This window comes from Tenacibaculum mesophilum (genome assembly GCF_003867075.1).
GTDB classification, from domain to species: Bacteria; Bacteroidota; Bacteroidia; order Flavobacteriales; family Flavobacteriaceae; genus Polaribacter; species Polaribacter mesophilus.
In genome coordinates, this window is sequence record NZ_CP032544.1 from 624,831 (window position 1) to 645,757 (window position 20,927).

The following is a 20,927-nucleotide window of genomic DNA, read 5'->3' on the forward strand; positions in this document are numbered from 1 at the left end:
AAAATTTACTTTACCTATGTTGGTTCCATATTTTTGATATTTTTACAGAACTAAAAATAGGAAAACCAAACTTAAATCAATGAAAAAAGCCCTAGTAATTTCAGGAGGAGGAAGTAAAGGAGCCTTTGCGGGCGGTGTTGCACAATACCTGATGAAAAATAAAAATAAAGATTACGACATGCTTTTAGGAACATCAACAGGTAGTTTAATGGTTTCGCATTTGGCTTTGGGTATGATTGATGAATTAAAAGAAATATATACATCGGTAGATCAAAAAGCTATTTTTAGTAACAGCCCGTTCAGAGTAAAATCGGTACATGGAGAAAAGGTGGTTTCTATACGACATAGAAACACGATTTGGAACTTTTTAAATGGTCGTAAAACTTTTGGTGAGAGTAAAAACTTACGAAAGCTTATAAGTAAAAGTGTTACTAAAGAAATGTACGACGAAATTAGAAGGCTGAATAAAGAGGTAGTGGTCACAGTATCTAATTTAACAGCGAATCAAATTGAATACAAATCTATCTTAGAATGTGAATATGAAGATTTTTGCGATTGGATTTGGGGTTCGTGCAATTATGTGCCTTTTATGAGTTTACTGGAAAAAGATCATTGTCAGTATGCTGATGGTGGTTTTGGAAGTTTAATACCTATAAGAGAAGCTATAGCAAGAGGTGCGACGGAGGTGGATGCTATTATTTTAGCAACGGAAGTAACACAAATGAATAGATTGCCTGCTAAAAACCCTTTTTCACTGATGATGGATACGTTTGATTTTATGTTGGAGAATGTTGAGCGACATAATATTACCATAGGAAAGCTTTCTGCAAAACAACATAATGTAAAACTGAATTTATACTATACGCCAACGGTATTAACAACGAACTCGTTAGTTTTTGATAAAGAGAAGATGAAGCAATGGTGGAAGTCAGGTTATAAGTATGCGAAAAAGCTGAATGATGATAGAATGACAGAATTTAGACCAGAGATGGTAGATAATCAGGAAATAGAGGAAGGAATAGAAAATAGTGAAGTATGAAGTTTGGAAAAGTAGCACAACCAGAGTTAATAGATTTTACATTACCTGAAACACACCCTAAAACAATAGAGCTATTAAACTCTTATGAAAAGGGTGGTACGCCTAATGTGTATGTGGGCTGTGCAAAATGGAATAAAGCAGATTTAAAAGGATTTTATCCGAGAGGAACCAAAGATGAATTGGAGTATTATTCGAAACAGTTTAACTCAATAGAGCTCAATGCTACTTTTTACCGACAGTTTCCTGCAGAACAGTTTGAAAAGTGGAAAGCTAAAACCCCTGAGAACTTTAAATTCTTTCCCAAACTAGGGCAGGAGATAAGCCATTGGAAGCGTTTACAGGGTGTACAAGATGCGGTGAATGTTTATTTAGATAATGCCTCGCATTTGCAAGAGAAGTTAGGTACCATCTTTTTACAGTTACATGCTAATTTTGGAAATAAAAACTTTGATAGATTACAAAACTTTGTAGTGAGCTGGCCTAAAGGTATACCATTAGCTATAGAGGTACGCCATCCAGATTGGTTTGAAGATACAAGGGTGTTTGAAGAGTTTACACAGCTGTTTGAAGAACATAACATAGCCAATGTGTTAGTAGATACAGCAGGTAGAAGAGATATGATGCATATGCGTTTAACGAATAACGAGGCTTTTGTTCGTTATGTTGGAGCAAATCACCCATCAGATTATACACGTTTGGATGATTGGGTAGTTCGCTTAAAAGAATGGAATGATTTAGGATTAGAGAATATTCACTTTTTTATCCATCAAAATTTAGAAGTAGAATCACCATTGTTGGCAGCCTACTTTATAAAAAAGCTAAATAAGGAATTAGGAGTTGATTTAAAGATTCCTAATGAAGAGAATAACCAACAAATGAGTTTGTTGTAATTTGTCTTAAACTTCAGACAGTACTGTCTTTAATCACAAGACAATGGTGTCTAATGGTACCGTATGCTAGTGTCGTGTGTAATAAGATGGTAGGTTATTGAATAAATAGTATTAAAAAATCCAGCTGAGTAAGCTGGATTTTATTTTATATTGTTTTGTTCTTTATTTCAACTCCACATACATATTGTTATAATCAGGGCGCATCATATTTGAATTCCATGATGGAGAAAATTGAACTCCTTTTTTCATGGTAGGTACTCCTTTTGCTCCTGTAGTAATGTATTGAATGGTTCTTTGTAATAAAGGTTCGTTAGGGTCACCTAAAATACCTAAGTTACCTGGATCTTCATCAATGATAACCTCAGGAATAAACCCTTCAGGAGCATTTTCACCATCTTTATTTTGAATTTCTAATACGATAGGTTGCATTGCCCACGTATGACTCTTTAAGTTATCGCCATTACGAGTATAATCGTCAGAATCGTATAAGGTAATAGAACCAACATGCTTTCCGTAAGTTTGAGTTCCTACTAACTTTACATCAATATAAGGCTTTAGTGCATTGATAACTAATTCGGATGCAGAGGCAGAATCATCAGAAACTATAAAGTAAATAGTATTTAGGTTTAAGCTATTAATAGCTTCATCCAATACTACATTTCCTTGTTGGTCTTTATTTAAAATCTGATTAGTAAAGTTATTGATTAATAAATCTGGGTTTGTTACCTCCATTACTTTATGATTCCATACTTGTTTCGCAAATAACTCATTGTTAAACTGTCCGGTAATCATACTTCCTAAATAAGTAGCTGTTTGTACAGAACCACCACCGTTATAACGTAAATCGATGATTAAGTCGGTAAGACCTGCTGATTGAAACTTAGCAAATTCAGCATTTAACTCTCCATCAAAGTTTCTAGAGAATTGATTGTACATTAAATACCCTATGGTATGGCTACCATTAGTAATTACATTGGTAACTTTTATAGGGTTTTCTGTTACTTGAGATTTGGTAACTGTAATAGTTGTTCCGTTACTAACAGGATTTCCTCCATTATAATCAGCTAAATGAATAGTGAATGTATCATTATCTAATAAATCATTTACGTTGCTTCTGGTTATAGTTGTTCCGTTAATCTCAGTAATAATCATTCCACGAGTAACTCCTTGTGCATCGGCATTAGAACCAGTAACAACATCGTATACATATATATAATAGCCTCCAGAACCATCAGCATAGTCAGCTCCTTCTAATTTCATCCCACTTGTAAGACGTATTCCCGCAAAAGATTCTTCTAATGCAATATAATCGTCTACAATCCATGAATAGGTTCTGTTAGGATCTTTAGGGTATTCATTAGGCATGTACAATAAACTGTAAAATAAATTAGTAGGATCGTCATATGTTGATAAATAACTATACAGTTCATTATCGTTATTAAAACGTCTGTCAGCTAAGTCAGGGACTAAGTCTTGCCATAAGTAGTAAGCGTTTAAACCTTTCCAAACGAAATTTTGGACTTCAATATTTTTGGGTGCATCGTCTTTTTCACTACATGAAACAAGTAGTATTGAAAAAAAGATGATTAGGGATGCTTTTAATAATTTCATAAGAGTATATTAGTTGTAACAACAACGCAATTTACTGAATAATATTATTTTTTTTATTATTGATGTAACAAACTTGAAACTGCGTCGTCGTAGATATGTAAACCTGTTAAATAAGACGCAATTGTTTTAATAGGCTTACAAAACTAATTAACCAAACCATGAACCAATCGGACTTTTTAAAAGTTGTATTACCATTTAAAGACAAAGTCTTTCGTTTAGCGAAAAGATTATTGGTTTCTACTGAAGAAGCTGAGGACGCTACACAAGAGCTGTACTTTAAATTGTGGAGAAATAAAGAGAAGCTCTCTAATTATAAAAATGTAGAGGCATTTGCTATGACCATGACGAAGAATTACTGTTATGACAGATTAAAGTCTAAACAAGCAAGTAATTTAACATTGGTTCATAGTAACTATAAAGAGAAAGACACTCCTCTAGAAAAGAGAGTAGAACATAAAGACAGTGTAAACCGAGTACATGAGCTTATAGAGAAGTTACCAGAGCAGCAAAAAATAATCATACAATTAAGAGATATTGAACAATATGATTTTGATGAAATATGTAAAATGGTTGATATGAAACCGACAGCTGTAAGAGTAGCATTATCAAGAGCTAGAAAAGCAATAAGACAAGAATTAATAAAACAAAACAACTATGGAGTTAGCTAACATAGAGAAGTTATTAGATAAATACCTAGACGCAGAAACAACATTGCAAGAAGAGCAAACGTTACAAGAGTATTTTACCTCAAACAACGTGGCACCGCATTTGCAAGAATATAGTATGATGTTTGGCTATTTTAAACAAAGTAAAGACGAAACCTTTACGAAAACCATTCAGTTAAAACCTGAGAAAACTAAGAAGAACTGGAAATGGTTATCAGTAGCAGCGTCAGTAGTCTTACTATTTAGTGTATTCATGGGTAATGAAGAGTACAAAAAGTATCAACAACGTAAACAGTTTGCACAAATTAAAGAAGCGTTGCAACTAGTTTCAGTCAATTTAAACAAAGGAAACGATGCATTATATGCAGTTTCAAACAACCTAAAAAAAGGAAATGATGCTATTGAACAATTAGGAGCCTACGAAGAAACAGTAAACAAAGTAATAAACACAGTAAATTAATTAAGAAAGTAAAACCAAGTACTTATAAACCAAGAAAATCATGAAAAAAGTAATATTATTATTCGCATTCGTATTTATAGCTAATGTTAGTTTCGGGCAATCAATGTTCGATAAATTAGAAGACCTAGATGAGGTATCATCAGTGGTAGTAAATAAAGATGCTTTTGAGATTTTATCTAAATTCAAAGTAGAGTCAGAAGATAATGAAGCAATGGAGGTTTTTAAAATGATTCAAGACTTACAAGAATTAAAAGTATTTTCAACTGAAAGCGCAAAAGTGTCTGCTGAAATGGAAAGCATGGTAAAGTCTGCTATTAAAAAAAGTAATTTAATAGAGTTAATGCGTGTAAAAGACAAAGATTCTCGTGTTAAAATCTATGTGAAGTCTACAAAAAACAAAGACTTTGTAAGCGAAGTATTAATGTTTGTAAAAGACAAAAATTCTAATGGTAACTCACCAGAATCTGTAATAGTTTCGTTAACTGGTAATATCGACATCAACAAAATGTCAAAATTAGCAGAGACGTTTTCTAAAGACGGAAAGAAGAACAAATAAAAACAAATAAGGCAGCGTTAACCAGTTAACGCTGCTTTTAATCAAAAACTAACAACAATGAAAAAACTATTTATATACTCAATGTTACTAGTAGCGTTTGTAACAGTTTCTTGTAAAACAGAATCTTTACAAAGCTATTTGGTAGAAAGCCAAGAAAAGGAAGGCTTTATTACGTTTGATGTACCCGCTAGTGTATTACAGTTAAGTATGGATAAGGCATCTGAACAAGATAAAGAAGCGTATGAAAGCATAAAGAAAATAAATATTACAGGAGTTCCTTATAAGAACTTAGACGAAGCTAGTTATGAGGCGGAAAAAGAAAAGCTGAAAGCTATCTTTAAAAAATCTAGTTATAAAGAATTAATGAAATTCAAAAAAGATGGAGCGAATGCAGCAATTTACTACACAGGAGATGCTGATGCTATTGACGAAATCGTAGCTTTTGGTTACGGAAAAGAAATGGGAGTGGGAGTTGCACGAATTTTAGGAGAAAACATGAATGTTGGAAAGATTATGGAAATGATGCAAAAAGCTAAGATGGATGCAGGGAATTTAGATTTAAAGCAATTTAAAATGATTTTCGATGATAAATCAGTAGAAACAGAATAAAAATTAATAGTAAGAATATAAAAAGCCACCAGATTACCTGGTGGCTTTTTTATATATTTGGCAAATTTTCAAAAAAATTATATGAAAAATATTACTTTAAAGTTATTTTTAGTGCCATTAATTACGTTTTGTATATTATCGTGTGACACTGAAGAAAATGAAGAGTCTTTAGTTGATGAGGTAAAAATTAGTTCTTACAATATTGTCGATAATACAATAAATGGAGTAAGTACAAAGACAGAACTAGAGTTTCACAATACTAGCTATGATAACATTGTTTCTTATGGAATAAAATGGTTTAGAAAATCTAAAAAAGAATTCTATGAGAAAGAATACACAGGATTACAGTCAAGTTTTTTTGATGCGTCTATAACAGAGAAGTTATTAAAAGACTCAATTTATAAAACCTTTTCTTTTGTAAAGTTTAAAGATAAGATTATTACTAGTGATACATTAGAATTTATAAGCAATTTTACAACACCTATAGTTATTGATAGTATCTATCCTAAGAATGGTTTTATTTACGATACTTTAACAGTAAAAGGTAAAAATTTTTGTGATTCTGAATTTCGTAATCTAATTTATATCAATGGAGGAGGATATAGACCTTTTTCAGTCTCAGACTCCATAATGAAAGTTGTTATCCCTCCATATTTAAAAACTTCTAACCTAAGTTTAGGAGTAAGAACTTGTGCAATAACCAAAAACATAAAAGACATATATACAATAAACGCCCCTATATTAGATTCTATTGAGTCTAAAGAAAGGTATGTAGGAGAAGTATTAAAACTTTATGGTAAAAATTTACACCATTCTATATCAGAGTTATGGTTAGATAATATTAAAACAGAAATTAAGTATACTGATTATAAAGATACTTTATTGGTTATAGTACCAAAGGGTTTATCAAAAGGGAAAGTAGATTTAAAGTTAAAAGTTTTAGATAGAATTACAGAGAAGAAAAGTTTTTATCAAACTACTAGTCCATATATTATTTCTACTATCCCTGAAACAATAGGTTTTTTTGATATAGTTACGATTAAAGGAAATTATTTTAAACAAGGAAATGAAATTCCAAGAGTAACTATAGGAGGATCAAATCAAACTTTATTAAGTTACAATAAAGAAGAAATCAAAATATTAGTAAACAGATATTTTTATACCTCCAATCCAGAGTTAAAAATTGAGATTAATGGTTTTGTAGATGTAGCTACAGTAAAAATGAGAGCTCCAAAAATTTTAGAGTTTGGCAAACCAAAATATCACTTTACAGATGAAGTTGTTATTAAAACAGATGCTTTTATTGATAGAAATAATTTAAAAATAGGAAATACCCCTGTAAAGTATGGAAATAACTATCAAATAGATGATGATGGTGCTATAAAGATATCCTTAAACGAGTGGTTACATTTAAATACATATTACCCAAGTTTTGTTATGGAAGAAGAGGGTAAATTAAAAGTGGAACTAGAAAATCAATTTGGATATGACTCTTCTATGATACAAATTTATCCACCTCAAATTAACTCATTAGATAAAAAAGTTTACATGTACGCAGATAACGTTACTATTAAAGGAAACGACTTCGGATATGGCAGAATTAATAAAATTTATATAGATGGAGAGCTAGTTACAAACCCTAATAATTCTTCATATACAGTAAAGAATACCGAAATTAAATTTAGATTAGGAATTAATACAACTCCTGGTACACATAGATTATACGTAGAGGTTGGTGGACAAAAGTCAAATGAAGTAGAATATGAAATAGAGAAATCAGAAGTACATTCAGTTAGTAAAAATGAAGCTACAAGAAAAGATAATTATATCGTATATGGAGATAATATTGAAAGATTGTCCATTAAAGCAAATGGAGAAAATTGTGAAAATATATCGAGTAGCCCTACAAAATCTGAGTTTAAATTTCCTTATTACAGAAAACTAGAAGGTGATATAAAAATTACAGGATCTGTAGGAGATCAAAAATTTGATATAGCAACCTTAAAAGGAGTTGAGCCGCATAACCTGATCAATAATACGCTTGATAATATTAACCTTTTAGGAACTTGTATTTCTGGATCAAATTTTAAAGATTGGTATTTTATTAATTATTTAGGAGTCTTTAAATTTAATCACAGTTCTGAAAAATGGGATATGATTGATAACAATCCACCTCCTTTTTCAACTTTTATGGGAGAAGAAAGGGTGTTGACAGTTACAGATGCTGAATTAATATTACCTCTTAATGAATATATTTATAAATATGATATAATAAATAAAAGTTGGACTAGTCAAAAAAATGACATACTTGTTAATAAAGGAATCTTAATAGGAGATATACTTTACGGTATGGATTATAGTAAGTTATATGAATATAATGTAAAAACAAAAGAAAAAATTTATAGAGAAAAATTTAACACTTACAATTATGAAACAGTAACTTACGGAGACAATAAAATTTTTGTTAATCCTTGGCAAGGACAAGTATTCTATTTTGATATCATAACAAAACAATTTAATTATATAGGAAGACCAAGGAATCATTTTGGTACATATCAAAATGTAGCTTTAAAGTACTATAATGATAAACTTTATTATATAGGAGGTTTAACAGATGGAGGTAAAGAACATAGAATATATGAATATGATTTTATAGAAAATAATTGGAAAGAAAAAACCCCCATGCTAATTAAAGGCTTTGATAATTCTATACATATTAAAGATGGAGTCTTTTATATAGGTTTAGGAAAAGACTTATATGGCTATGATAATAAAACCTTAAATAAATATTATATAAATAAAGATTTATATTAAGTATATAAGAGCCATCAGATCATCTGGTGGCTTTTTCTTTTTAACGGCTCATTAACAAGCCTCCCAATAGAATTTCATATTTTTGAACTCTAAACAAAAACATATGAAATTTAACAAACTCCTTGTTTTTATCGCTGTTTTCTTTACAGCAAGCTTATTTTCCCAATCAAATAAAGTATATAGAGCTGAAAGAGATAAAGTTCATAATTTAGTTCATACGAAGTTAAAAGTAGATTTTAACTTTCAAGAAAAAGAAATGAATGGGGAAGAATGGGTAACCTTAACACCTCATTTTTATGAAACAGATAAAGTTACGTTAGATGCTAAAGCAATGGTTATTCATAAAGTAACAATGAATAATCAACCACTAGAGTATAATTATGACGACTATGAGTTAATTATCAACTTACCTCGTACCTATAAGCGAAACGAAGAGTTTACATTATATATTAAATACACGGCGCGACCAGAAAGGGTAAAACAAAAAGGAAGTGCAGCTATTACATCTGCAAAAGGGTTGTACTTTATCAATCCAACAGGTTTTGATAAAAACAAACCAACTCAAATTTGGACGCAAGGTGAAACCGAAGCAAGTAGTTGTTGGTTTCCAACAATTGATGCTCCAAACCAAAAGACATCACAGGAAATTTATATGACTGTTCCGCAAAAATATGTAACACTTTCTAACGGGAAATTAGAAAAACAAACTACCAATGCTGATGGAACTCGTACCGATTATTGGAATTTTACTCAAAAACATGCACCATATCTGTTTTTTATGGGAGTAGGAGAATATGAGATTATTAAAGATAAATACAAAGATATTCCTGTAGATTATTATGTAGAGAAGGAATATGCTCCGTATGCAAAAGATATTTTTGGGAATACTCCTGAAATGTTAGCATTCTTTTCAAAAATTACAGGAATTGAATATCCATGGAATAAATATGCACAAATTGTTGGACGTGATTATGTAAGTGGTGCAATGGAGAATACCACAGCAGTAATTCATGGGGAAAGAGCGTATCAAACACCAGGACAATTAATTGATGAAAACGTACAAGAAAACACAATTGCACACGAAGCTTTTCATCATTGGTTTGGTGATTTAGTAACTACCGAAAGTTGGAGTAACTTAACTGTAAACGAGAGTTTTGCTAATTATAGCGAGTATTTATGGTTAGAGTATAAATATGGAAAAGATGAGGCAGATGCACACTTGTTTGAAGATATTGAAGGTTATAAAAGCGGACAAAATTTTGATAAACATTTAGTTCGTTTTTATTACGATGATAAAGAAGATATGTTTGATGCGGTTAGTTATAACAAAGGAGGCGCTATTTTACATATGTTACGTAACTATTTAGGAGATGAAGCTTTTTACGAAGGATTAAATACGTATTTAACAGATAATAAGTACGGAACAGGAGAAGCACATCAATTACGTTTAGCATTTGAAAAAGTAAGTGGAAAAGACTTAAACTGGTTTTTCAATCAGTGGTATTTTAACAGCGGACACCCGAAGTTATCTATTTCTTATGACTTTAATAAACTAAGAAAAACAGTAACCGTAAATATTATTCAATCTCAACTTAATGAATTTAAATTTCCGTTTGCTATTGATGTTTTTGAAGGAAGTAAAAGAACAAGACATAACGTGTTTGTTGAAGGAAGAGATGCGTCATTTACATTTCCTTTTACAAACCATCCAGATTTAATTCAAGTAAATGCAGACGGGGTATTGTTGTGCGATATTAACGAAAATAAAGTATTGAGCGATTATATTCATCAATTAAAATATGCTCAAAACTACGTGCATAAAAGAGAAGCTTTGTTAGAAGTAGCAAAACATCAAGATGATAAAAAAGCGTTTAATGCCGTTGCAGACGCTCTGAATAACGATTTTTATAAGATTAGGATTTTAGCCTTGGAGAACATTAATTTAATCAATAAATATTCAAAAAAGAATGTGATTGATCAAATAATGAAAATAGCTCAAAACGATCCAAAAACGTTGGTACAAGCAGCGGCAATTGAAACGTTAGGAAAGTTAACAGATCCAGCATTAAAACCGGTGTTTGAAAAAGGGTTAGAAAGTAAATCATATTCTGTATTAGGAAAGTCGTTGGTAGGAATGTATTATATCGATAAGCAGTTAGCCATTCAAAAATCAAAAACATTGCCTTTAGCAGTAAAAAAGATTATTGCAACACCATTAACACGTATTTATTTAGAAGAAAACGATGATGAAGAGTTAAGTTTCATAGCAAGTAATGTAATGTCTGGAATGTTTTTAAGTCCAAACAAGAAAATTCAATCATTGTATAAAAAAGCATTTGATAAGATTGGAAAAAGTAATAATACAGAGGCTATTCAAAACCTATCAGACGATATTGTAGCAAAAGGACTTCAATACAAACAATATAACTTTGATCAGGTAGGAGTTAACTTGTTACGTCAAATGGCTCAAATGCAAAAAACTAACAAGCCATCAAATAAAGAAAAGCATCTTAAAGTTATTCAAATAGCTATGGCGAAGCTACTTGAATAAATAGTATAGTTTCATAAAGTTTAAGTTAAAAAGAATACTTAGTTTTGGCACAATAATTGAATTTTCTTGCGAAACTTAAACTTTATGAGAAAAACTACTTTACTACTTGTTTTATCAGTACTAGTACTAGCATCTTGTAGTAGTGTAAAAACTACTGAAAAGGCACTTAATTCTGGTAACTATGAGAAGGCAATTTCATTATCTATTGAAAAATTAGCTAAGAATAAAACCAAAGAAAAGAATCAACCTCATGTGCTAATGCTTCAGGAAGCTTTTAGAAAAGCAACAGATAGAGATTTAGATAGAATTTCTTTTTTAGAAAAAGAGCAAAACCCTGAAAACTTTGAAACAATTTATACATTGTATCAACGTCTTAACAACAGACAAGAGCGAATAAAACCATTATTGCCATTACGAATTTTATCTTCTGGTAGAAATGCCAAGTTTAAACTTGTTAATTATACTGATGAAATTCTTGCGGCAAAAGAAAACTATGCTGGTTACTTGTACGAAAATGGTGTAGCCTTGCTAAATGAAGGATATAGAAATAAAATTAACTATAGAAGAGCTTTTGATGAATTAAGACACTTGGACAATATTAGTCCTAATTATAGAGATACAAGAAACTTAATAGAAGAAGCACATGCTAAAGGAATTGATTATGTACATGTTTCTGTTAGAAATAGAACAGATCAAATAATTCCAAAAAGATTAGAAAGAGATTTATTAGCGATTGATACTTATGGATTGAATGATTTATGGACACAATATCACGCTAAAAAGGATAGAAATATTCGTTATGATTTTGATTTAGAGTTAGATTTTACAGATATTTTAATTTCTCCTGAACAAGTACACGAAAAAGAAGTTATTAAAGAACGACGTATAAAAGATGGTTTTAAGTATTTAAGAGATAATAACGGAAACTATGTAAAAGACAGTTTAGGAAACAAAATAAAAGTAGATAAGTTTAAAAGAATACGTTGTAACTTTTATAAGTTTACACAATTTAAGAGTAGTAAAGTTACAGGTGTTGTAAAATATATTGACAATAGAACAAATCAGTTATTACATCGTTTTCCTATACAAAGTGAGTTTATTTTTGAACATATTTATGCTGATTATGATGGAGACAGAAGAGCTTTGGATAAATCGTTTATAGATTTACTAGATGAAACTTCGGTAGCGTTTCCTTCTAACGAGCAAATGGTATACGATACAGGAACCGACTTAAAACAGAAGCTCAAACATATTATCACACGAAATAAGTTTAGAAATTAAGACATCGTCATTCCGAATCCCGTTTCCAAAACTTCGGAGCGGGATGAAGGAATCTTTTTCTAAATGATGAGATAGCCACGTCGCTGTTGCTCCTCGCTATGTCGTTTATTATTTAGTCGTATTTTTACAACGATGGATTTATTCTCACAATTTGACGATACTCCTAAAAACTTACTTCCAAAAGATGGAACAGTAAACTACTATGGAATAGTTTTATCTAAGGAACTAGCAGACCATTATTACGAAGCTTTATTAAATTCTATTGAATGGCGTAACGACGAAGCTATTATTTTTGGAAAACGCATGGTAACCAAACGAAAAGTAGCTTGGTACGCAGAACAACCCTTTGAATATTCGTATTCAAACATTACCAAAATAGCGTTACCGTTTACGAAAGAATTGTTAGCGTTAAAAGAATTAGTTGAAAAGGAAACCAATGAAACCTATAACTCTTGTTTGTTGAATTTATATCACGATGGTTCTGAAGGAATGGCATGGCATAGTGATGGGGAAAAAGATTTAAAAAAGAACGGAGCGATTGCGTCGTTGAGTTTTGGAGCAGAAAGACGTTTTGGTTTTAAACACAAACAGACGAAAGAAACGGTGTACAAAGTATTAGAACACGGTTCGTTATTGGTAATGAAAGACGAAACACAAACTCATTGGCTACACCGATTACCACCTACAAAAAAAGTCCACCGACCACGGATAAACTTAACGTTTAGAACGATTGCGAGATAGGGTAAAAAAAACAATTATCTTTTGAGCTTCCTATCTTTATTTACATTTATTTTATTTCTTCTATTTTACCAGTTTTATATAACTCATTTACCATTAACTTCAATTCTTTCCAATCTATATTCTTAGTCAATTCTGAATATTCTTTAGTACTATCTAAAAATGATTTTAAAAACCAAGAATCAATTTTTCCAAATTTTGGAGGGTTGGTGAGTATAACCTCAATATTTTGTTGAGTCTTTTTTTTATGAAAATGACATTCTCCACCGTGAAAAGCATAATTAACCCTTTGTGAAAGTTGTCCTTTTCTAGGAACTTTTGAATTCCCTTTCCTAATAAGTTCTTCATATTGCTCTTTAATAGAAATATCATAACCAAACTTCTTTCCCAGTCGTTCCATTAGTTCAATTCCTTCTCTTCTATACTCTTTAATAGCCTCCGTTAGTATTTGTAATGTCATTTTATAGATGTTAAAAGCTCGTTTTTATGACTCATATTAACTATTAACAGTTTTATTATAGTCTATAATTAATAATAAATGTAAACTAATTCTTTTTAGTCAGTTCAAAATTCGTAAATCATAATTCATAATTAAAAAATTTACTCCACTTCCTTATAAAAAGTCAATTCGTATTCTGGTAACAAATTAGGGTGTGTAATTTTTATCAAATCTTTTAATACCAAATCTGGGCGTACAGGAGAGAGTTCAAAGTAAATTAAACCACCTGTTTCTCCTTTGTTATGCCCGATAGAAAATATCTTGTTATTGGTAAACGCATCAAACTCTTTGTAGTGAATGTTTGCGGTAGTTAACTGTTCTTTGGTAGCATACAAGCCACAGTTAAACCAAAAATCAGCGTGTTGTCCTTTTTCCAATACGCTTTCAAAACTTAGAGGTAAGCTACCTGTTCCTTTCGTGTCTTTCCATAAGTAATTTAAGTTTGCATCGTTGTAAAACGTCGCAATAAAGCTTTCACCCGCAGGAATATTCCATACATCTTTAAACATACTTCCAGATAAAATGGTAGGCTGTTTATCGCTGTTTTTAGCAATTTCTTTCGCTTTTAGGTATTCCTTTTCTATGTTGTTGAAAATACTATCTGCTTCCTTTTCTTTTCCGTATAAAGCCCCAAAAAATTTAATCCATTCCGCTCTTCCTAACGGAGTTTCTTCCAACCAATCGCCATTAAAAATGACAGGAATTCCTGTTTTCTTGATGTTTTGGTATAGTTTCGTATTTGGATGCAAAGCAAAACCAACCACTAATTCAGGCTCCATATCAATCAATTTTTCAGTGTTCATGTCTTGTTCCAAGCCTAATTCAACAATGTAACCTTCGTCAATTCTATTTCTTGTCTTTTTTGAAGAAATATATTTGGTATGCGGAAAACCAACAATAGTGTTTTCAGCATTCAAAAGTTCCAACATCGGAATATGTGTAGTACTGGTAACCACCATTTTTTCGATAGGAACTTTAATTTCATTTTTAGAAAGGTCGGTTTTATCGGTAAGCGTATAAGAATATAGGTCGTGAGAGCTTTGAAAAGCTTTTTTAATCACTAATTTTTTCACTTCGTTTTCTAAGATAATATCAAACCCTTTGGCATATTTTACAGTGCTTTTAGCAGGTTTCTTTTCGGTAGTTTTTTTAGTTTTTTGCTTGCACTGTGCAAACAGAAGGAATAAAGAAAAAATAAGTAAATAACGTTTCATAGTAAGATGTTTTTATAAGTGGAAGGTTAGAGTATCTCCGTAATTTAGTTTTAATTCAAATGATTTTTCCAAGGGAATTTCATTCATATACGACCAAAGACTTCTCATTACACCCGCATGGGTAACAAGCACGACTTTTTGATGGTTTTTGGTTGTTAATTCGGTTAAAAAATCGGTGGTTCTATTGTGTAAATCGATATAAGATTCTCCGTTTTTAGCAGGCGTTTTCACAAAATCGTTCATCCAAATATCGAGTTCTTTCTTATCAATATCGTTCCATTTTTGTAGCTCCCAATCACCAAAATTGAGTTCTTTCAATCGGTTGTCAAAAATTACTGTGGATGAAAGTTTTTCAGCCAAAAGCTTACAGCGTTGTAAGGGACTGCTGTAATAGGTAACTTCAGGATCATTCACAGGAACTTTTTTTAGAATATCGCTCACTTCTTCTTCAAAAGTAGTCGCAACCTTTATATCTGCTTGACCATAGCATATACCTTTGGCAATATCAGGTGTGGTATGTCGTACTAAAATAACTTCCATAAGACGAGTAGGCTTAGATAAAAAACAATTTCAGCTACTTGTTGCAAAGCACCCGCACAATCTCCTGTTTGACCACCAATCCATTTTTTAAAGAAATGTCCCATATACAAATAGGTAAGTAATAAGGGAAGTAATACTAAAAACACCATTGGGTTTTGAAAGAAAAATAAGGGAACTACTCCGAAAATAGCTGATATGAGTAGCGATTTACTACTCATTTGTTTGGTGGTTGGTTTTATTTTAGAACTGTCAATATCTCTTACATAGTCATGTGTATACAATAAAACCGTAGCGATAAATCGGCTAATACTATGTCCTGAGATAATTACTAAAATTAAATCAATAGATAGGTTTTGTAAATGATATAGAGCTAAAAACTTTATAGCTAGGATAAAGACCAAACCGCTTACTCCGAAAGTTCCGAGTCTGGAATCTTTCATAATGGTTAAAATCTTTTCTTTGGTCCATCCGCCGCCAAAACCATCACAAACATCGGCAAATCCATCTTCATGAAAAGCTCCTGTAATCCAAATAGAACTAATCATACTAATTACAATAGCAATATCCGTAGGAAAAATATAAGAAAAAGCAAAATAGGCTAATGCTGCAATGCTTCCGACTACAATTCCTACTAAAGAAAAATAGCGACTGCTTTTGTTGAGTATTTCAGGAGAATGATCTACCCATTTAGGACACGGAATTCGTGTAAAAAACAATACAGCAGTTAAAAAATAATGGATTTGTCTTTTTATCATAACTAGGCTTCGCTAACATTGGCACTTTTAAAAGTAGCCATTTCGTTTAAAAAGTTTACACTCGATTGAATAATAGGAAATGCAACCGCACAACCTGTGCCTTCACCTAAACGTAAACCTAAGTTTAAAAGTGGTTCAGCATTTAAAAATTCTAACATTTTTTGATGTCCTTGTTCTCCTGAATTATGACAGAAAATACAATAGTCTAAAATATCAGATTCCATAGCATGAGCGGCCAATAGGGCAGCAGTAACAATAAAACCATCAATAAGTAAAGTCATTTTTAAAGAAGCAGCTTCTAACATGGCTCCACACATCATTACAATTTCAAATCCGCCAAAAGCAGTTAAGGCTTCCATAGGTGTTGAAATAGAATCGGCGTGTAACTTATAGACTTCACATAATATGTCGATTTTTGTTTGTAGTCCTTTATCATCAACTCCAGTTCCTCTACCTACACAGTTTTCAATAGGTGTATTGGTAAAATAACTCATTAACAAAGCCGCAGATGACGTATTGCTAATACCCATTTCACCAAAACCAATAACATTGCAACCTTCACTATACACCTTTCTTACCAATTGTCTTCCTTTTTCTAAAGCTTCTTGGCATTGTTTTGAAGTCATAGCTTTGGTAGTACTATAATCTTGTGTTCCCTTTGCTATTTTGGCATTGGTAAGCTGTGGATGTGTTTCAAAATCAGCATTCACACCAGCATCTATAATATTTAAATGAATGTTATTCTGTTTACAAAACACATTAATAGCAGCACCTCCTTGCAAAAAGTTAAACACCATTTGTTGCGTAACTTCTTGTGGGTACGGACTCACTTTTCCTGTGGTAGCAATTCCATGATCTCCTGCAAAAACCATAATAGTAGGTTTTGAGAGTACAGGTGTAGTGGTATTTTGAATTAAACCAATTTGCATGGCGATTTTTTCTAAACTTCCTAAAGCACCAATAGGTTTGGTTTTGAAGTTGATTTCTTCTTGAAGTTCGTTCTGTAAATCTTTTGATAGAGGAGTTATTGTTGTTGTCATGTGTTATTTTAAAGTTAAAGGAAGTCCAGATACCATAAAAGTAGCTTTATCAGCTAGTTTAGCTATGTGTTGATTTGTCCAGCCTTGTAGTTGTGTAAATTTTCTTCCAGATTCGGAATTGGCATGTAATCCCATACCAATTTCATTAGAAATTATGATAATATTGGCGTCTATTCCAACCAATTTATTGATTTCTTCTTTGGCAATTTCTAACGCCTTTTCAATATCATATTTTGTGTCTACAAAGAAGTTCGTTAACCATAGTGTAACACAATCAACAACGACAGTTTGTTTTTCAGAAATTACGTTACTTAACCATTTTTCTTCTTCAACAGTGGTCCAACGTTCATCTCTATCAGAAATATGTCTGTCAACTCGTTGTTTGAAATCTTCATCCCAAATACGAGAGGTGGCTAGGTAAATAGGGGTGTCAGATAAAGATTCGGCTAGCTTTTGAGCATAGCTACTTTTACCAGAACGTTCACCTCCTGAGATATAATATATCATGAAATCGTATTTTATATTGACACAAAGATTGGAAAGATTTTTAATAAAAAACAAATTAAAATAGAGAACTGTTTATTTTTGCTGAACTAAAACCACGAATTATGACAGTATCTTCTTTTATGCCAGCAGTAACCCAAATGATTTATGACATGGGCTTACAGAACTATTTAAACGGAATTACTTTTGAGTGTCCAGAAGTAGCTTTACAAGAAAAAGAAGTAGCTGTTCGATATAAGTTGGAAGGAAAAGTGTTAACGAGTAAAGAAATAACGGCTATTTTTTCTAAAACCAAGGCAGAAGGAAAGACGTTGTACTATGTTGATGAACCTGTTTTGGAAAGTATCGCACCCGACATTGTTTTTACACAAGATGTATGTGATGTTTGCCAGATAGATACAGAATCTGTGGCAAAATCAGCTTATAAATTACCTAAAGTTCCAGAATTAATATCAATTACTCCCAATTCTTTAGAAGACGTTTTTGAGAATGCGTTAACCATTGCAAAAGCGATGAAGCAGGAAGCGGTAGGAGAGGTATATGTGAGTGGATTGAAAAAACGTATTTATGATATTGTAGATGTGCAACGTGAACATAGAATCCAATCGAAAAGTGTGATGTTATTAGAGTGGATAGACCCGTTGTTTAACTGCGGGCACTGGATTCCTCATCAAATAGGCTATGCTGGAGGAATTGATTTGTTATCGCATCCATCAGGAGATAGTATTGTAATTTCTTGGGATAAAATTGTAAAATACAATCCAGAGGTATTGATTATCGCTCCTTGCGGATACGGAATTGATAGAACTCTTGAAGATATGAAATTTTTAGAAGAAAGAGAAGAGTGGACCTCTTTGAGAGCGGTAAAAAATAAACAAGTGTATATTGCCGACTTTGCCATGTTTACACAATCTTCTGCTGGTACTTTGGTGGAAGGAATTGAATGTTTGGCAAAAATGATTCATCCAGCGTATTATACCCTTCCAGAAAACTTACAAACAAAATTCGCAAATTATCATGATTTGATGGTTGCTAATTTATAAGAATACTATACATTTGCCGTGATTTTTGGTTTTTCTTTAATCATCTTATTAAAGAGAATTAAAAGGGAATTCGGTGTAAAACCGAAGCTGTTCCCGCAACTGTAAGCTATTAAGCTTGTAACAAATACTCAAACCACTGTTTTTTTAATGGGAAGGTATGTTACAAGACGCAAGCCAGGAGACCTGCCAATTATTATAATTTAATTAAAACTTTCGGGATAAAAGTTTAATGTATAATGAAGAAAATAACAATAATATTTATACTGTTTTTTACGATTAATCTTTTTTCTCAAAAAGATACAATAGCTATTAACAAATTAAAAGAGGTAATAGTTAACGGGAAGAGAAATGTAGAAAAAAAACGCATTGCTACAAAAGAATTAAAGATTGGGATAAAAGAACAAACAAAAAACCCTATCAACTTAACAAACCTTCTACGATATAATAGTCCAATAGCTTTTAGAGATTATGGAAATGGAGGTGTGAGTACCGCTCGTTTTAGAGGAACATCGGCTTCAAATACATTGGTGTTATGGAATGGAATACCTATAAATGCTGTAGGAAGCGGACAAACAGATTTTAATTCATTATCTGCAAGTTTGAATGATAATATCATTGTTCAAAGTGGAGGAAATAGTGCTGAATATGGTTCTGGTGCCATTGGTGGTACGGTACACTTGAAAGATGAATTGTTGTTTAAAGAGCATCAAAAATTTCAATTATTTACTTCTTACGGAAGTTACAATACAACGTCTAATTTTTTTAAAAGCTCAGTAGGAACAGATAAGTGGAGTATAAAATTAGCTTCTACGTTTAATTATTCCGATAATGATTACACATATATTGATGAGCGGTATAAAGATGATTATGGAAACCTACTAACTAATGAAAATGGTAATTACAAAAACTACGGAATTAATTTTGTCATAGGTTATAAGTTTACTCCTACAAATACTTTATCGTTTTATTCGACCGCTTACTATGGAAATCGTTTTTTTTCCAACGGTTTCCCAAATCCATCTGCGAGTAGCGAACGAAATGAAGATTTCAATGAACGAAATTTATTACAATGGAAGTATGCGTTTTCGTCACAGTTTAAACAGGAGTTAAACTTAGCCTATCTAACACAAAAGTATAGTTATTATAGGAATAAGGATGTTGAAAATTTTGAATTTGGAAAGTCAAAAAATGTATTTATAAACCACTCTTTAACTTATAGACCATCTAATGTTTTGTCGTTTAATTACAAAACTATTTATGAAAATATAAACGGCAGTAGTTCTGATATAGGTACTGAAATAAGAAATTCAGTTGCTTTTGTAGGAAGTGTTAAATATCAACCTACTGAAAAATTAATAACGAATTTACAAGTTAGAAAAGAAATTAATTCAGATTTTAATGTGCCTCTGTCTTTATTCGTAGGAGGAGAATATAGATTAGCTAATCAATTAAACATCCTAGCCAATTTTTCAACAAATTATCGAGTACCTACTTATAATGAAATGTATTGGCCTGTAGTAGGAAATTTAAACTTAATACCAGAAAATTCAAAACAAGGGGAATTGGGAGCTTCTCTTAAAAATGAAAATATAAATATAACATCTACATTATTTTATATCCATATTAATGATAAAATTCTTTGGTTACCAACAGGTGGCAGCAATTTGTGGAGACCAAGAAATGTAGGTGATGTGGTTAATAAAGGAATTGAAACTTATGTGAGTTTTAAGAAAGAGATAGGAGAACATATAGTTGACTTCTCTTCCAATTATACGTTTACGTTAGCGGAAAATATAGAAACAAGAAAAGTATTACCATTTGCACCAAAGCATTTATTAAATTTTAATGTGGGATATGATTATAAAAGGATGAAAATTTTTATACAAAGTTTATATCAAAGTAGTGTATATACAAACCCAACAAACTCAAAAACTTATTCTGTAAAATCGGTAAATGTTCAAAACTTAGGAGTAACCTTTAAGTTATCTAGAGAACAATCAAAACTTCCAACGATAGGATTCATGCTTAATAATATATTTAATGAAGTGTATTATTTCTCAAATTTGCGTCCTATGCCAGGAACAAATTTTAATATCAATTTAAATTATAAATTTTAAA

At 31.6% G+C, this 20,927-nt stretch carries 19 protein-coding genes and 1 riboswitch; of the genes, 12 read left to right on the top strand and 7 right to left on the bottom strand.

The window, feature by feature from the left end:
* The first annotated feature begins 79 nt into the window (after positions 1-79).
* On the top strand, positions 80-1,039 hold the full coding sequence (locus D6200_RS02905) for a patatin-like phospholipase family protein (protein ID WP_047788699.1): 960 nt from the start codon (positions 80-82) through the stop codon (positions 1,037-1,039).
* Positions 1,036-1,929, top strand: coding sequence for a DUF72 domain-containing protein (locus D6200_RS02910; RefSeq protein ID WP_073183874.1), 894 nt, complete (start codon positions 1,036-1,038; stop codon positions 1,927-1,929). The genes D6200_RS02905 and D6200_RS02910 overlap by 4 nt, the downstream gene beginning before the upstream one ends.
* Positions 1,930-2,091: 162 nt before the next feature.
* Here D6200_RS02910 and D6200_RS02915 read toward each other — a convergent pair whose 3' ends face one another.
* A complete protein-coding gene (locus D6200_RS02915; RefSeq protein WP_073183876.1) occupies positions 2,092-3,540 on the bottom strand; it encodes a S41 family peptidase in 1,449 nt (482 codons plus the stop codon).
* Positions 3,541-3,698: 158 nt separating this feature from the next.
* Here D6200_RS02915 and D6200_RS02920 point away from each other — a divergent pair, with 158 nt between their 5' ends.
* The 8 genes from D6200_RS02920 (at position 3,699) to D6200_RS02955 (ending at position 13,217) form a co-directional block, all read left to right on the top strand.
* On the top strand, positions 3,699-4,208 hold the full coding sequence (locus D6200_RS02920) for an RNA polymerase sigma factor (RefSeq protein ID WP_073183879.1): 510 nt from the start codon (positions 3,699-3,701) through the stop codon (positions 4,206-4,208).
* Entirely contained in the window at positions 4,195-4,665 is a 471-nt protein-coding gene (locus D6200_RS02925) for a hypothetical protein (protein ID WP_047788703.1), read from the top strand. Before D6200_RS02920 ends, D6200_RS02925 begins: the two co-directional genes overlap by 14 nt.
* A gap of 40 nt (positions 4,666-4,705) precedes the next feature.
* Positions 4,706-5,221: a DUF4252 domain-containing protein gene (locus D6200_RS02930; protein WP_047788704.1), complete on the top strand. Its 516-nt coding sequence runs from the start codon at positions 4,706-4,708 to the stop codon at positions 5,219-5,221.
* A 57-nt stretch (positions 5,222-5,278) separates the two neighbouring features.
* Positions 5,279-5,830 (top strand): DUF4252 domain-containing protein, encoded by a 552-nt coding sequence (locus D6200_RS02935; RefSeq protein WP_073183882.1) that lies wholly within the window; start codon positions 5,279-5,281, stop codon positions 5,828-5,830.
* Between the two features lie 81 nt (positions 5,831-5,911).
* The gene (locus tag D6200_RS02940; RefSeq protein ID WP_073183884.1) at positions 5,912-8,644 is read left to right on the top strand and encodes an IPT/TIG domain-containing protein; all 2,733 of its coding nucleotides are present in this window, start codon (positions 5,912-5,914) and stop codon (positions 8,642-8,644) included.
* 103 nt (positions 8,645-8,747) lie between these two features.
* On the top strand, positions 8,748-11,195 hold the full coding sequence (locus D6200_RS02945; protein WP_073183887.1) for a M1 family metallopeptidase: 2,448 nt from the start codon (positions 8,748-8,750) through the stop codon (positions 11,193-11,195).
* 84 nt (positions 11,196-11,279) lie between these two features.
* The gene (locus D6200_RS02950; RefSeq protein WP_073183889.1) at positions 11,280-12,476 is read left to right on the top strand and encodes a hypothetical protein; all 1,197 of its coding nucleotides are present in this window, start codon (positions 11,280-11,282) and stop codon (positions 12,474-12,476) included.
* A gap of 132 nt (positions 12,477-12,608) precedes the next feature.
* On the top strand, positions 12,609-13,217 hold the full coding sequence (locus D6200_RS02955; RefSeq protein ID WP_073183892.1) for an alpha-ketoglutarate-dependent dioxygenase AlkB family protein: 609 nt from the start codon (positions 12,609-12,611) through the stop codon (positions 13,215-13,217).
* Positions 13,218-13,263: 46 nt separating this feature from the next.
* On the opposite strand, the gene D6200_RS02960 is transcribed toward D6200_RS02955, so the two are convergent.
* The 6 genes from D6200_RS02960 to D6200_RS02985 all read right to left on the bottom strand — a co-directional run bounded on the left by D6200_RS02960 (position 13,264) and on the right by D6200_RS02985 (position 17,769).
* Complete coding sequence (locus D6200_RS02960; protein WP_073183894.1) at positions 13,264-13,674, bottom strand: DUF6896 domain-containing protein; 411 nt, start codon at positions 13,672-13,674, stop codon at positions 13,264-13,266.
* A gap of 140 nt (positions 13,675-13,814) precedes the next feature.
* Positions 13,815-14,927: an ABC transporter substrate-binding protein gene (locus D6200_RS02965; protein WP_073183896.1), complete on the bottom strand. Its 1,113-nt coding sequence runs from the start codon at positions 14,925-14,927 to the stop codon at positions 13,815-13,817.
* 12 nt (positions 14,928-14,939) lie between these two features.
* Positions 14,940-15,467 (bottom strand): alpha-ribazole phosphatase, encoded by a 528-nt coding sequence (gene cobC, locus D6200_RS02970; RefSeq protein ID WP_073183898.1) that lies wholly within the window; start codon positions 15,465-15,467, stop codon positions 14,940-14,942.
* Positions 15,452-16,222 carry an adenosylcobinamide-GDP ribazoletransferase gene (locus tag D6200_RS02975; RefSeq protein ID WP_125064363.1) on the bottom strand — a complete coding sequence of 257 codons (771 nt, stop codon included), beginning with the start codon at positions 16,220-16,222 and terminating at the stop codon, positions 15,452-15,454. The genes cobC and D6200_RS02975 overlap by 16 nt, the downstream gene beginning before the upstream one ends.
* Positions 16,223-16,224: 2 nt before the next feature.
* Positions 16,225-17,262, bottom strand: coding sequence for a nicotinate-nucleotide--dimethylbenzimidazole phosphoribosyltransferase (gene cobT, locus D6200_RS02980; protein WP_073183900.1), 1,038 nt, complete (start codon positions 17,260-17,262; stop codon positions 16,225-16,227).
* 3 nt (positions 17,263-17,265) lie between these two features.
* Positions 17,266-17,769 (bottom strand): bifunctional adenosylcobinamide kinase/adenosylcobinamide-phosphate guanylyltransferase, encoded by a 504-nt coding sequence (locus tag D6200_RS02985; RefSeq protein WP_047788714.1) that lies wholly within the window; start codon positions 17,767-17,769, stop codon positions 17,266-17,268.
* 101 nt (positions 17,770-17,870) lie between these two features.
* Here D6200_RS02985 and D6200_RS02990 point away from each other — a divergent pair, with 101 nt between their 5' ends.
* Positions 17,871-18,809, top strand: coding sequence for an ABC transporter substrate-binding protein (locus D6200_RS02990; RefSeq protein ID WP_073183903.1), 939 nt, complete (start codon positions 17,871-17,873; stop codon positions 18,807-18,809).
* A 9-nt stretch (positions 18,810-18,818) separates the two neighbouring features.
* Positions 18,819-19,014: riboswitch (cobalamin riboswitch) on the top strand.
* 31 nt (positions 19,015-19,045) lie between these two features.
* Positions 19,046-20,926, top strand: coding sequence for a TonB-dependent receptor plug domain-containing protein (locus tag D6200_RS02995; protein WP_073183904.1), 1,881 nt, complete (start codon positions 19,046-19,048; stop codon positions 20,924-20,926).
* Position 20,927 lies beyond the last annotated feature (1 nt).

Excerpts from the sequence above, each read along its gene's own strand:
- D6200_RS02990 (WP_073183903.1), top strand. The coding sequence starts at position 17,871 with ATGACAGTATCTTCTTTTATGCCAGCAGTAACCCAAATGATTTATGAC.
- D6200_RS02930 (WP_047788704.1), top strand. The coding sequence starts at position 4,706 with ATGAAAAAAGTAATATTATTATTCGCATTCGTATTTATAGCTAATGTT.
- D6200_RS02985 (WP_047788714.1), bottom strand. The coding sequence starts at position 17,769 with ATGATATATTATATCTCAGGAGGTGAACGTTCTGGTAAAAGTAGCTAT.
- D6200_RS02910 (WP_073183874.1), top strand. The coding sequence starts at position 1,036 with ATGAAGTTTGGAAAAGTAGCACAACCAGAGTTAATAGATTTTACATTA.
- D6200_RS02940 (WP_073183884.1), top strand. The coding sequence starts at position 5,912 with ATGAAAAATATTACTTTAAAGTTATTTTTAGTGCCATTAATTACGTTT.
- D6200_RS02950 (WP_073183889.1), top strand. The coding sequence starts at position 11,280 with ATGAGAAAAACTACTTTACTACTTGTTTTATCAGTACTAGTACTAGCA.
- D6200_RS02945 (WP_073183887.1), top strand. The coding sequence starts at position 8,748 with ATGAAATTTAACAAACTCCTTGTTTTTATCGCTGTTTTCTTTACAGCA.
- D6200_RS02920 (WP_073183879.1), top strand. The coding sequence starts at position 3,699 with ATGAACCAATCGGACTTTTTAAAAGTTGTATTACCATTTAAAGACAAA.
- D6200_RS02995 (WP_073183904.1), top strand. The coding sequence starts at position 19,046 with ATGAAGAAAATAACAATAATATTTATACTGTTTTTTACGATTAATCTT.
- D6200_RS02925 (WP_047788703.1), top strand. The coding sequence starts at position 4,195 with ATGGAGTTAGCTAACATAGAGAAGTTATTAGATAAATACCTAGACGCA.
- D6200_RS02955 (WP_073183892.1), top strand. The coding sequence starts at position 12,609 with ATGGATTTATTCTCACAATTTGACGATACTCCTAAAAACTTACTTCCA.
- cobC (WP_073183898.1), bottom strand. The coding sequence starts at position 15,467 with ATGGAAGTTATTTTAGTACGACATACCACACCTGATATTGCCAAAGGT.
- D6200_RS02965 (WP_073183896.1), bottom strand. The coding sequence starts at position 14,927 with ATGAAACGTTATTTACTTATTTTTTCTTTATTCCTTCTGTTTGCACAG.
- cobT (WP_073183900.1), bottom strand. The coding sequence starts at position 17,262 with ATGACAACAACAATAACTCCTCTATCAAAAGATTTACAGAACGAACTT.
- D6200_RS02905 (WP_047788699.1), top strand. The coding sequence starts at position 80 with ATGAAAAAAGCCCTAGTAATTTCAGGAGGAGGAAGTAAAGGAGCCTTT.
- D6200_RS02915 (WP_073183876.1), bottom strand. The coding sequence starts at position 3,540 with ATGAAATTATTAAAAGCATCCCTAATCATCTTTTTTTCAATACTACTT.
- D6200_RS02960 (WP_073183894.1), bottom strand. The coding sequence starts at position 13,674 with ATGACATTACAAATACTAACGGAGGCTATTAAAGAGTATAGAAGAGAA.
- D6200_RS02935 (WP_073183882.1), top strand. The coding sequence starts at position 5,279 with ATGAAAAAACTATTTATATACTCAATGTTACTAGTAGCGTTTGTAACA.
- D6200_RS02975 (WP_125064363.1), bottom strand. The coding sequence starts at position 16,222 with ATGATAAAAAGACAAATCCATTATTTTTTAACTGCTGTATTGTTTTTT.